Here is a 12033-nt window from a genome sequence, read left to right on the forward strand (position 1 = left end):
AAAATTCTCTCGTTTGCTATTATACCACAGCTTTTTATCAACTGCAGTCTAAAAAAAGATTATTTTCATTCTTTAAATAATCTTATTAAAATATCCTCCCACTGTTCGGAGATTTCGTTTTCTTCTGGTGATTGTACTATTCGCGCTTTGTAATTGTCAAAGGATAAGCCACATTTGTCACAACAATTTTCTTGAATATTTCCATCGATTTTTTCTGAAAAATACCGTTGAATGAACACACGTCGGCATTTTGCTTGCTTTATATAGTCTAACATAACAGTTAATTGTTGTTGACGTTCTTTCTCTTTTCTTAATAATCTTTGTTCAAGCTCATCGAGTGTATACTCTTTTTCTAAGTATCCTTGTAGCCATTTTTGCTGTATTTCATTTAATCCAGGTAATAACATTTCACGATCATCTATTTGATAGGATGTTAACTCATTTAAAAGTGCTCGATCAAGCCGACTTTCTGACTGAAAATAATAGTGAACAGACTCGTCTCCTTTTTGATAAAGTAAAATCGCAACACTTGCTTGACCATCTCGACCTGCTCGACCAATTTCTTGCACATAGTTTTCTAAGCTATCTGGACAATCATAATGAATAACAAAACGCACATCAGGCTTATCGATTCCCATACCAAAAGCATTCGTCGCGCATAAAACATCTAGTTGGTTGGCTACAAACTGTTGTTGTAATAAGCTACGTTCATTTGCAGTCAATCCGCCATGATAAAAAGCTGATTTCAAACTCGTTTCTTCTTTGATCAGACGATTGATTTTTTCAGCTGTTTTTCTGGTGGCACAATAAATAATTCCTTTACTTTTTAGCTGTATCAGATAAGAAATCAATGCCTCCTTCTTTTCTGTACATTGATTGACAATCAGGCCAATATTGGGACGATTTACTGAAAAAATCACTTCGGAAATCGCCTTTTTATGGGTGAATACTTGTTTGACGATTTCTTGTTTGACTGCCGGCGTTGCAGTAGCCGTCAAAGCTAACGTTAATGGATTTCCACATTCTACTTGAATCTTAGCCAGTTTAGTATATTCGGGTCTAAAGTCAACTCCCCATTGAGAAACGCAGTGTGCTTCGTCTACTACAAACAAAGCAATTTTTAATGTAGCCATTTTTTTCCTAACTTCTTGTTGTGCTAAAGTCTCTGGACTGATCAAGATATACTTATAGTCGCTCAAATGATGTAGAACATATTGCTTTTCTGAAAAAGACAAGCTACTATTTAAGGCGATAACACTTGACTCACCTTTTTTTTGAAGCTGAATCACTTGATCTTCCATTAAAGAAAGTAAAGGTGAAACAATGATCACTGTTCCTGCAAGTAGTTGTCCGACAAATTGATAACATAATGATTTACCTGTTCCTGTAGGTAGAACAGCTAAGGTATCTTGATTTTGTAACAGTTGCTCGATTACTTCTTTTTGCCCAGGTTTAAACGCATTAAACTTGAATTTTTTTTGTAATACATGCTCAAGATTGATTGTCATTGGCTAGCTTCTCTTTCTTGTCTAAGTTTTTGAATTTGATATAAGCGAAACTCAAAGTAGTCAAGTTCTGGGTTGATTTGTTTTAGTGTTCGATATGTCCATTCTTGATAAGGTTTCGAAATGTCAAATAGACACATTTGGGTCTTTTGAGATATAAAACGTTCAAACGGAAAGTCTTTTGTTAAGGCCAACTCCATAAGATGGTCTTTAATCGTACTTACTTTAACGTTCCTTTGCAAAGCCAACGTTTCTATCGTAAGCTGTGTTTTTAGATAAAAACTCGTTTCCATCATACTTTTATTATCGTTTTGCGCGACTAATTGCGTAATTAGCGACTTTAAAAAACGATCTTCTGGTATCGCTAAAATCGTATCTAATAAATGATGCAGCCGTTCTTTCTTGCTCAAAAAACGGTTAAACGAAGTATCTTGACTATCCATTAATTGAAACGAGGTCTTTCCAATTTTCTTATATCCTGAAAATTGTTGCGCAAAAAAATCTGCCTCTTCTTTAGGGAGCAGAGAAAATATCTCAGTCCATTCTTTTTTGACGGTTTCAATCAATCGAACTTTAGGCATCGATTGTATATACATTTTCACTCGTTTTTGATACAATGGCGATTGCTCAAGTGGAATATATTCCTTATGACTATACGATAAATTGGAGATGACCTGCACTGTAAATTGGAGTAAACGCCAAATCGTCTCGTCGGTTTTACCAAATCGATAATTGTCGAGCCACCAAAACGAGCGACTATCACGCTTCACACTCTCTAAGCCATGAGTAGTGATTTGAACCTCTCCATCAGAAGTTTGATGTAGTAATTTTTGTTCAATCAATTCATCTAAAATCGCATTAAATTGTTTTTCCGACAGCGCGGGAAATAACTGAAAGAAACGCAAGTTTTCATAAATAAAGCCATACAATAATACGGAACTTGTTCGCTTCCCCTTCAAAAGATGATATAAAGTGGATGTCCGTGCCTTGTATCCGTGCTGAAATAAAGCTAAAATGAAGGAAGGTTCCATATTTTCACCTCTTTCAAAAACAGAATAGGATGTGCTCATATGTTATGTAAAATAATTCCTGAAAAATGCATTGCTTGTGGTCTATGCCAAGTTTATGCGCCAGAAATTTTTGATTATAATGATGATGGAATCGTCATTTTAAAAAATGATAGCAACGCCTATCAAGAATTTGTTCCCGATAATGAAAGGAACAATGCGTTAACAGCGTACCGTAAATGTCCAGTTCGTGCAATAGAGATCATAGAAAAATAAAGAAAAAGTCAGCTAAAATTCATTGATTCATAAAAAAGAGAGAGCTTAGGGAAAAAGTCACTAGTTCCGAGAAACAAAGAAGGTATTCACGAAAATTGCCAAGTATCACAGTGAGCTTGAGAACTGATGCTAATTGCTCCCTACTTAGTGTTCTTCAAATGTTGTGACTGAGCTGGTATTGCGCAACTTGCGTTCCTTGTATTCCCAGTGTTTCCAAAACATTTCGGCTTGTTTCTGAGGTCATCAAATCCAGGTGTTTTAGCATGCAGAAAATAAATGAAGCAAGGTGCCTTTCAGACATCTTGCTTTGTGTATCATCGAATCATTTCATTCGTCGTGATTTCCAAAAGTGTAATCTGGCAGCCACTTTTTTTTACCACCCTTTAGTCAGATTTTGTGCCTAGCTTTCTATACATTTTTTCTTTGTTCTCTGTTTTTTTAATTAACTTTGTTCAGCCAATCAATCAGTTGGCGAGCGACGTCTTCTTGTTGTTCATCATTATTTATCAAAGCAGGATTGTCTCCTTTTTGCTCACCATAGCTACCAAATCCAGCATGATTCCCGCCCGTGATTTCTTGAAAAATTGTTTGTTCAGGAAGATACTGTTTGGCTTGTTTATACGCCTGCCAATTCAAAACACCATCGACAGAACCCGTTAATGATAAAACTTGCCCTTTAAAGTTTGAAAGGCTACCTTTTTCGTCAGGATAGCTAGCTAAGAAAAATACACCTTTTAATGACGTTGTGTTCACTTGTTCGGCCGCAAATCGACTAGCCATGACTCCACCTAATGAATGCCCGCCAATCACATAATTCGTTAGATGGTTCGCACGAATGACTTGTTCTGCTTTGTTTTGTCCAAAAACAGCTAAATTTAAAGGTTGTTTTACAAGATAAACTGAAAAACCAGCTTGTGCTACTTTTTCAGCCCAAATGCTGTAACTAGTATTTTCGACTAACGCTCCTTGATAAAAAATAAGTGTTGGTTTCTCTGTGTCACCTTTAAAAACGAGTCCGCCCTTTTCATCTATTGCTTTTTGCGATGCTGCTATAGCATTTGTTGTCGGTGTATAGGTGATCGTTTTTATATAAAATAAACCTACTATAACTAAGGTTACGATAACTCCGACAATCCAAAGTAGTCGTTTTTGCCATTTTTTCACTTTACTTCCCTCCACTTCTTATCTATTTTATCAGAAATTTTCCTTTAATTAGATTTTTTTGTCTTGACGAGAAAAAAAACATAGAGCAAAACAACACTGTTCTACTCTATGTTTCTTAATTTATATCAATATTTTACTTTGTTATTGTTTTTTTAGTACCCAATTGGTATTGCTTTTTTGACAACCATGGCAAAAGTTTTGCATGCAAGACTAAGAATACCGCACTCACCATTGCACCTTTGATCAAGTTGAATGGAATAATCCCGATTGTAACGTATTTTGCTAAAGACATTCCTAAAAATTGCCCCGCTGATACACCAAATAATTTTAAATATAGCGGCGTAATCACAAAGTAATTTGCAACCCCCATGAAAACCGTTAAAGCGATTATTCCTGTAGAAATACCTAAGATTTTATTTGAACGTTTGCTACTTCCTCGTTTAAAGAAATAATACATCGGTAAAGTAAAAACTGTTGTTGCAAAGAAACTAGTCGCATCTCCCACTAAATTCTGTGGTGACGCCCCTGTTGTGAATAGATGTAGTACAGATCGTATAAAAGCCGTACTGATTCCAGCTAAAGGACCGAATAAAAACATACTGATCATTACTGGGATGTCGCTAAAATCGATTTTCAAAAAACTTAACGATGGTATGATTGGAAACGCCACGAATTGTAACACCACACCGATTGCTGCTAACATTGCTACACTTACCATTTTTTGTACCTTGTTGTTTCGCATATGAAATCCTCCTGTTAAGGACCCATCTTCAAACGAACTTTTCTAAATTGACTTTTTTCAGTGACTACTCTTCATTTACAATGAGGTATTGACTGGTAAACCGATTTGGTAATCTAAGAAACCATTCCCTATGTTATAACCTTAGTGATTGGTCGCTGCTTAAGAGCCATTGCGCATACTACGTTATTTCGTTAAAAAAGAAATTCACTCATAATTAGTTTTTGATTAAGTATGGTGTTTCAGTACGAAAGTAACCTCTCTTGCTTTGCACATCAAATACGTTTCATTCTCTACTCTGTCCTTCAATTATTAAAACTTTAGCTCTTAGAAATTGAAATGAAGTGTAGTGAGTCACAGCAAAAACTCTATTTTCCTGCAGGGAAAATAGAGTAGAGTTATCTTATCTGAAAAATGCCAATTCAAATAAGCCCTATCTTCTTTATCCAGACTTTACTGTCGGTATTGGAATTTCACCAATTCAGCCACTTCAAATGAAGTAGGTCGTGGACTATAACCACCGGTCGGGAATTTCACCCTGCCCCTGAAGACGAACCTTTATTAATTTTTTTGTACATTCTCATTATACATCGATATTCTAAAAAAGCAATAGTTAGGTTCTTCACATTTACATAAACAAAAAAATCGAGATAGTCCCCTTTAGGTCATATCTCGATTTTGATTGATTAAATTATTTTGATTGATTCATTAAAACACTAATTTCTTTTTTATTTAAGGTTCGGTACTCGCCAGGTCGTAGCCCTTTCAACGTCAAATCACCATATTTTTCTCTTTTTAGCTTCTGAACAGGATAACCTACTGCTTGAAGCATTTTTTTTACTTGATGGTTACGTCCTTCGTGAATTGTTAATTCGACTATACTTGTATTGGTTTTGAGATCAACAGATATGATCTCAAACGCAGCTGGTGCTGTTTTATATCCTTCAATTTTCATTCCTTTAGTTAATGGAAGTAAATCATGCTTTTTAGCTAATCCTTTTACTTTCGCCACATAAACTTTATCAATTTCATGGCTTGGATGAGTTAGTTTTTGAGAGAATTCACCATCATTTGTCAATAGTAACAATCCTGAAGTATCATAATCTAGTCTACCGACAGGATAAATCCGTTCTTTGATGTGAGAGAAAAAATCCGTTACAACTTTTCTACCCTTATCATCAGAAACGGCAGAGATAACCCCTTTTGGTTTGTAAAAAAGATAATAACCATACTCTTCTTTATAAATTGGCACATCATCTACTTCAACTTTGTCATTTTTACCAACTTGTGTTCCTAATTCTCGAATGATTTTCCCATTGACTTTTACTCGTCCGTTGACGATATACTCTTCTGCTTTTCTGCGAGATGCAATCCCTGCATGTGCAATAACTTTTTGAAGTCTTTCCATTTAGTTTTCTTCCTCCGATTCGCTTGTGTTGATAGTCGTTTCTTCTTCATTTAATTCTTTGTAACGATCGAAAAAGAGATCTAAAGGTAACTCTTCAGCGATTTCTTCTTCCATTTGCTGAATATCAGGTAGTTCTTCTAGAGATCTTAAACCAAAATAATCCATGAAATAAGCCGTTGTTCCATACAAAATAGCGCGACCTGGGCCATCGACTCTTCCTTTTTCTTCAATCAATTGCCGTGCAACTAATTTTTGCATCGACCCAGCTGACTGAACTCCTCTAATTTCATCTACTTCCACTCTTGAAATTGGTTGCTTATATGCCACAATCGACAGCGTTTCAAGAGCTGCTTGAGATAAGGCATTCGAAATAGGGGATTGGGCATATTTTTTTAGTAATGGTGCAAATGATTTTTTAGTAGATAATATAAAGTGATTACCAACTTCCAAAATATTTAATGCTGTTTGTTTATCTGTTTCATAGCGTTCTTTTAAAGCGGTCAGTGCTTCATAGGTTTTGGCAGTTGATAAACCTAATAAATAAGATAATTCTTCTAACCCAATTCCTTCTTCACCAACAACAAATAGAATCGCTTCAACTTGACTAACTGTGGTCACTCTGTTTCCTCCGTACTTGCTTCCATCTCTTCAGATGTATTATATAATAAAATAGTACTATAATTGTCCTCTTGTTCTACGTGGATTACTCCTTTTTTCATCAATTCCAATAAAGCCATAAAAGTCGTAACAACTTCTTGTTTAGAATATGAAGTAAAAAAAGATTCAAAATTTATTGGTGTATTCCGATCAATTTGACACATTTTTTGAGAAATTGTGGCAATTTTTTCTTCAATCGATACATCATCTCCAGTAACGGTCGTTTCAACTGGTTGTCGACTTCTCTTTTTTTCTAACATCGCATGAAATGCTAAAAATAAATCTATCGTATTCAATTGATTAGGCTCTAATAAAGGATTGTCTTCTTTATATTCATCAATATCCATTGGTTCCTTCGTATAATAAAGACTTCTTTCTGATTCTTTCTCATGCAAAAGACCTGCCGCATATTTAAATTTACGATATTCTAATAATTGAGCAACCAAAGCATCACGTGGATCGTCACCATCAAGAACTTCATCATCTTCGATCATTTCCAATTCTTGTTTTGGTAAGAGCATCTTACTTTTGATCGCCATCAATGTTGCTGCCATCACTAAATATTCTCCAGCAATTTCTAATTCCAATGTTTTCATTGTATGAATATAATTCATATACTGCTCAGTTACAGCAGCAATTGGAATATCGTAAATGTCGATTTCCAATTTTTGGATTAAATGTAACAAAAGATCCAAAGGGCCTTCAAATACATCCAATTTCACATTAATTTCTTGCACGATCATCCAACTTTCTTTTTCAGCTCTTTAGTTTACCATAAAATTCAAGTGTTGTGTTCTTTCCACTTAGATAAATAGGGAGAGGTAGCTAGCGTGCCATAAATTTTTGTATCTGGGTATAGTTTCTCCACTTCATTTAGCAAGTCAAACCCCAGCTTTTCACCTCTAAAAGAAGGATTGATCGATATATCATGTAAAATCATCGCTTCAGATGTTTCTACCTCAATTCCGACAATTCCTTGAATATTTTGCTCTCCATCTGGTGTCCAAAATAACAAATGTAAATTGCTATCTGTTTCATACATATCAATTTCTTTTAGAAGCGAGTGATATTCCGTTAACTTTTGATGGAAACTTAATAGACCCATCGCAATCTTGCGTTGCTCTTTTCGATAATAGTTTAACATGATCTCACCTTCTTTCATTATTTATCATGAGTTACGCTCTTGGAAAGTGTTGCTTGTATACATCTGCCATCCTTTGTTTGGTAATGTGGGTATAGATTTGCGTCGTAGAAATATCTGCATGCCCTAAAAGCTCTTGAACAATCCTTAGATCAGCACCATTTTCCAAAAGGTGCGTGGCAAAACTATGACGTAAGGTGTGAGGGGTTATAGTTTTATTGATCCCCGCTTCTTGAACGATTTGTTTCAGATTTTTCCATACACCTTGTCGTGACAATGGTCTCCCATGGTTATTCACAAACAAATGCGTTTCATTTTGGTTTCTTTTTATTAAAACAGGACGTGCTTCTTCAAGATATTTTTCAATCCACTGAATAGCATAATCGCCTAACGGAATGATTCGTTCTTTATCCCCTTTACCAATAGTCTGTAGTAATCCAATCGATAGATGTAGATCGCCAATTTTCAAATCGACCAATTCACTCACACGTAAACCTGTTGCATACATGACTTCTAAGATCGTTCGGTTTCTTATTCCTAAGGGTTTCGTTGTATCAGGCGTTTCAATCAATGATGTGACTTCTTCAATGGACAAGGTATTCGGTAATTTTTGAGCTTTTTTAGGTGAATCGATATGTTGCATAGGATCATGATCAGTAAATCGTTCTTGTCTCAAAAATTGATGAAACCCTCTTAGACTTGAAATCATTCTGATAATCGTTGCAGATGAGTTATTCTCATTATACAACGTTTGTAAATACTCCATGATTATGTATCGGTCTATCAGCTGCCAAGAATCAATCTTTTGTCTTTTCAGAAAATTCAAATATTTATGTAAATCTCTTTCATAGCTTTTCCTTGTATTGAGAGAAAGTCCACGCTCTATTTGTAAGTAATGCAGATAGTCAATCATTTGTTCTTCCATCTATTTTACCTCATTTCTTTTTATTATCATATCAAAGAATTCTAGCAAATGTATAGTAAAATCAGTAATAATGTTAATTAAAGAGACTCTTTTTTTAAGTACCCAACCTTAGCGGTCTTAAAAAATCGTCACCAGCTAATTACGCTGTATGACGATAATCATTAGTCTACATATTTAGTTAAAAAGCTAGCCACTTTCGCTTTGTATCCATCTGGATCGACTGTATAAGCTTTAGCATGTGCAGCACCTTTTACAACAAATTTTTCTTTTGGTGCATCTGTTGCGTCATATACTTCATCTAACATTCCAAATGGGACAAATTTATCTGCATCACCATGAATAAATAACATTGGAACCTTATTTTTCTTTAATTGTGCTACTGAACTTGCTTCTCCGAAGTAATACCCCGCACGAATCTTCGTAATTAAACTTGTAACCGGCACTAATGGAAAGGCTGGTAAATTAAACATATCTTTTAACTGATACGCCAATTCCTCATTTACAGTAGAATAACCGCAATCTTCAACGATTGCTTTAACATTTTCTGGTAATTTTTCACCACTAGTCATCATAACCGTTGCACCACCCATACTAATACCATATAACGTAATTTGAGTATTTTTACCATTTTGAGCGATTACTTTGTCGACCCATTGAAGATAATCTTTTCTTTCTGGCCAACCAAAACCAATGTAATCGCCTTCGCTCTCACCATGTCCTCGTGCGTCAGGTACTAAAACATTGTAGCCCCAATCATGGTACATTTTAGCAAAACTAGCCATTGTTTCAGCACTTCCCATATAACCATGGGCCATAATAACATTTTTATTTGTGTTTTCTTCTGCAGGTAAATAAATTGCTTTTAACGTTAATCCATCTTTGGAAGTTATCTCCCAATAAGAACGGTTATTTTTATCTTTAAACCATTTCTCTTGAGGTGTCTTCACTTCGACATCCGTCCCTGGTGTGCCTGCTGCTAAAAAATCTTTTTGTGACGGAACAACTGCGTAATTATAGAAATACAATCCTGCTCCCGTTAATATGATTACAACGAACACAACTACTGCTATCAAAACTTTCATTATGCGATTCATCCAATTACTCCCCATTTAAAAGTATCACTCTTAATATATTGTTTACTCGAATAAACGACGATACTCATTTTTTCAAATCCTTAAATAGTATAATGTTTTATTGGAATTTTCGCAATATTAATCACAAATCATGATAGTTTTATCATTTTGATAATCAGCAAAAATCATTTCGAAATTGTCAATAATATTTCGTTCTTTAGAGAGCGCTAGCGAATAAATATCTTTTAGTGAAAAGTAACCAACATCGTTGGTCTCAACACCTATTTTCACTTTTTCATTCTGGGATTCACATCGAATAAAGAACTTATACACATAAGTCAATGCTGGTGGAAAGTCATGCTTTGATTTATCTAATACAGCAATTACTCTCTTGGCTTTAACCACTAATCCGGCTTCTTCTAACGTTTCTTTCTCGGCAACTTCTTTTGGTGAATAGCCAATATCAGCCCACCCACCAGGTAAAGACCAGCGATTATCACTGTTTTCTTTTACAAGTAATAATTTTCCTGAAGAATTGAAGACAACTGCACGAATATCTACTTTAGGTGTCGCATAGCCTTCATCTTGATCTACCAGAATCGTTAACTCATGAGTGGATAGCTCAGGGTAAAGTATACTCATTAGTTGCTTTGTTACTTGTGAAAGTTCTTCATAACGTTCTTGATCAAAGATATCTTTTCCATATTTTTTCCCTGTTTGTGCAATTCCTTGAAGTTTCGCTAATAATATATTTAATTCTTTTTCCATTCTATTCACCTCGTCTCTTTTTAGTTAGTCACTGTTTTGGCGTTTTTAGGAAAAATCTTAAGAAAAAAAGAGATTAAATGAAAGTTTTCGGTTCTTCCACCTAATCCCATGATTCATTTAATCTTTATTTTCAATCAATTTAAAACTAGACCACGGTTTCAAAAAATCTAACAAGAATAACTCATCTTCAGAAATACGTCCTACGACATTCACTCGACCATCGTTTTTCATTTCTTTTAATGCAATTTGAGTTTCACCTTTATACTGACCATACCCAACATTATCGATCAATACATCCCCTTTTGTCATATCTTTTGTATTATGAGCTGGGAAGTCTCTATCTTTAAAATGGATTCTCGTCATAGTAGAGCGTAAAATATACTCTGAACGGTCACCACGATAGCTATGAAGACTAGTAAATAACACTTCTCTCTCATCGTCTGTGATATCTTTTGCAACATCTACTTTCACGGATGGGTATTCTGCATTGAAGGCATCAGCCATTGCTTTAAGCTCGGCTTCTGATGCGTAAGCATTTCCAACTAAAATATCGTCAATTAAGCCCGTTAATACTAAATGCTTCACTTGTGTTGCGATTTCCAAATCACGATGGTCTTCTAATGAACATAAACCATCTTGTGTTGGCCAAGGTCCAAATGTTGCATCATGTGAATTGACAAATGCCATTGTATTTAAATTGTATTTTCTAAATTTCTTAGAACAGTAAACAAAATGATCATACCCTAATCCAGAATAGCGATGTGGATAAAAATTATGCGAACCTAATAAGTTATCCGTATTTGGTGAATAGCTCATGATATTGTCTACATAGTTCGTTCCTGAGCTCATATTGATTTCTATTTTTATACCATACGGGTTACGCGTCATTCTTGCTTCTTCAGCGCCAGTAAACCCAACATCTAATCGTACACCATATGCACCCATTTCATCAAAAAATGATAAATCATCATAAGAGATTTCTAATTGTTCAAATAAGGCAGGATTAATGTCAACCATAACTTCCATTCCAAGGCTATTGGCATAATCAACGACTTTTTTAAATTCTGCTAATACCTTTTCTTTATCTTCTGTAATTTGAAGCAAGCTAGTGAAAACGCGTTTAAAACCGTATTTATGAGCTAAGTCTAGATACGCTTTGTCCTTTTCAAAAGTTGAACGTTCTGGATAAATAGAAATACCTAATTTTCCCATTATTACTGCCTCCTAAGATTTGTATTGATTATAATGTATCCATTTTCATTATAGCAGAACAAGGAAAAGTGGTCTACACCTTTTACAAATCTTAAAATTTTTCCATTTAGACTAGCAGTTATAAAGAGGATTTGTTATGATAAAGTGTAACTATTTTT

13 protein-coding genes and 1 riboswitch are annotated in these 12033 nt (G+C 34.9%); of the genes, 1 reads left to right on the forward strand and 12 read right to left on the reverse strand.

The window, feature by feature from the left end:
* Nucleotides 1–65: 65 nt before the first annotated feature.
* Entirely contained in the window at nt 66–1508 is a 1443-nt protein-coding gene (locus tag I580_RS04740) for a RecQ family ATP-dependent DNA helicase (protein WP_010772442.1), read from the reverse strand.
* Nucleotides 1505–2536, reverse strand: a complete 1032-nt coding sequence (locus I580_RS04745) for a helix-turn-helix domain-containing protein (RefSeq protein ID WP_010772441.1) — start codon at nt 2534–2536, stop codon at nt 1505–1507. The genes I580_RS04740 and I580_RS04745 overlap by 4 nt, the downstream gene beginning before the upstream one ends.
* A 39-nt stretch (nt 2537–2575) precedes the next feature.
* On the opposite strand from I580_RS04745, the gene I580_RS04750 reads away from it, so the two are divergent.
* A complete protein-coding gene (locus tag I580_RS04750) occupies nt 2576–2788 on the forward strand; it encodes a ferredoxin (protein WP_010772440.1) in 213 nt (70 codons plus the stop codon).
* Nucleotides 2789–3226: 438 nt separating this feature from the next.
* Here I580_RS04750 and I580_RS04755 read toward each other — a convergent pair whose 3' ends face one another.
* The 10 genes from I580_RS04755 to I580_RS04800 all read right to left on the reverse strand — a co-directional run bounded on the left by I580_RS04755 (nt 3227) and on the right by I580_RS04800 (nt 11875).
* Nucleotides 3227–3952 carry an alpha/beta hydrolase gene (locus I580_RS04755; protein WP_010772439.1) on the reverse strand — a complete coding sequence of 242 codons (726 nt, stop codon included), beginning with the start codon at nt 3950–3952 and terminating at the stop codon, nt 3227–3229.
* 133 nt (nt 3953–4085) lie between these two features.
* Nucleotides 4086–4694: an ECF transporter S component gene (locus I580_RS04760; RefSeq protein ID WP_010772438.1), complete on the reverse strand. Its 609-nt coding sequence runs from the start codon at nt 4692–4694 to the stop codon at nt 4086–4088.
* A 428-nt stretch (nt 4695–5122) separates the two neighbouring features.
* Nucleotides 5123–5247: riboswitch (FMN riboswitch) on the reverse strand.
* A 135-nt stretch (nt 5248–5382) separates the two neighbouring features.
* Nucleotides 5383–6099, reverse strand: coding sequence for a pseudouridine synthase (locus I580_RS04765; protein ID WP_010772437.1), 717 nt, complete (start codon nt 6097–6099; stop codon nt 5383–5385).
* Complete coding sequence (scpB, locus tag I580_RS04770) at nt 6100–6717, reverse strand: SMC-Scp complex subunit ScpB (protein ID WP_010772436.1); 618 nt, start codon at nt 6715–6717, stop codon at nt 6100–6102.
* Entirely contained in the window at nt 6714–7493 is a 780-nt protein-coding gene (locus tag I580_RS04775; protein WP_010772435.1) for a segregation/condensation protein A, read from the reverse strand. Before I580_RS04775 ends, scpB begins: the two co-directional genes overlap by 4 nt.
* Nucleotides 7494–7537: 44 nt before the next feature.
* Nucleotides 7538–7900 carry a GNAT family N-acetyltransferase gene (locus I580_RS04780; RefSeq protein ID WP_010772434.1) on the reverse strand — a complete coding sequence of 121 codons (363 nt, stop codon included), beginning with the start codon at nt 7898–7900 and terminating at the stop codon, nt 7538–7540.
* 31 nt (nt 7901–7931) lie between these two features.
* Nucleotides 7932–8822 (reverse strand): site-specific tyrosine recombinase XerD, encoded by an 891-nt coding sequence (gene xerD / locus I580_RS04785; RefSeq protein WP_010772433.1) that lies wholly within the window; start codon nt 8820–8822, stop codon nt 7932–7934.
* 161 nt (nt 8823–8983) lie between these two features.
* Nucleotides 8984–9916 (reverse strand): alpha/beta hydrolase, encoded by a 933-nt coding sequence (locus I580_RS04790; protein ID WP_010772432.1) that lies wholly within the window; start codon nt 9914–9916, stop codon nt 8984–8986.
* Between the two features lie 117 nt (nt 9917–10033).
* Nucleotides 10034–10663 carry an NUDIX hydrolase N-terminal domain-containing protein gene (locus I580_RS04795; protein WP_010772431.1) on the reverse strand — a complete coding sequence of 210 codons (630 nt, stop codon included), beginning with the start codon at nt 10661–10663 and terminating at the stop codon, nt 10034–10036.
* A 117-nt stretch (nt 10664–10780) separates the two neighbouring features.
* Nucleotides 10781–11875: a DUF871 domain-containing protein gene (locus I580_RS04800; RefSeq protein ID WP_010772430.1), complete on the reverse strand. Its 1095-nt coding sequence runs from the start codon at nt 11873–11875 to the stop codon at nt 10781–10783.
* Nucleotides 11876–12033: the final 158 nt, after the last annotated feature.

Source organism: Enterococcus caccae ATCC BAA-1240 (assembly GCF_000407145.1).
Classification (GTDB): Bacteria; Bacillota; Bacilli; order Lactobacillales; family Enterococcaceae; genus Enterococcus_L; species Enterococcus_L caccae.

What these genes read in the sequence shown, in the direction of transcription:
- I580_RS04745 (WP_010772441.1), bottom strand. Translation starts at nt 2,536, where the DNA reads ATGGAACCTTCCTTCATTTTAGCTTTATTTCAGCACGGATACAAGGCA.
- I580_RS04780 (WP_010772434.1), bottom strand. Translation starts at nt 7,900, where the DNA reads ATGTTAAACTATTATCGAAAAGAGCAACGCAAGATTGCGATGGGTCTA.
- I580_RS04760 (WP_010772438.1), bottom strand. Translation starts at nt 4,694, where the DNA reads ATGCGAAACAACAAGGTACAAAAAATGGTAAGTGTAGCAATGTTAGCA.
- I580_RS04740 (WP_010772442.1), bottom strand. Translation starts at nt 1,508, where the DNA reads ATGACAATCAATCTTGAGCATGTATTACAAAAAAAATTCAAGTTTAAT.
- I580_RS04765 (WP_010772437.1), bottom strand. Translation starts at nt 6,099, where the DNA reads ATGGAAAGACTTCAAAAAGTTATTGCACATGCAGGGATTGCATCTCGC.
- I580_RS04790 (WP_010772432.1), bottom strand. Translation starts at nt 9,916, where the DNA reads ATGAATCGCATAATGAAAGTTTTGATAGCAGTAGTTGTGTTCGTTGTA.
- I580_RS04795 (WP_010772431.1), bottom strand. Translation starts at nt 10,663, where the DNA reads ATGGAAAAAGAATTAAATATATTATTAGCGAAACTTCAAGGAATTGCA.
- I580_RS04750 (WP_010772440.1), top strand. Translation starts at nt 2,576, where the DNA reads ATGTTATGTAAAATAATTCCTGAAAAATGCATTGCTTGTGGTCTATGC.
- I580_RS04800 (WP_010772430.1), bottom strand. Translation starts at nt 11,875, where the DNA reads ATGGGAAAATTAGGTATTTCTATTTATCCAGAACGTTCAACTTTTGAA.
- xerD (WP_010772433.1), bottom strand. Translation starts at nt 8,822, where the DNA reads ATGGAAGAACAAATGATTGACTATCTGCATTACTTACAAATAGAGCGT.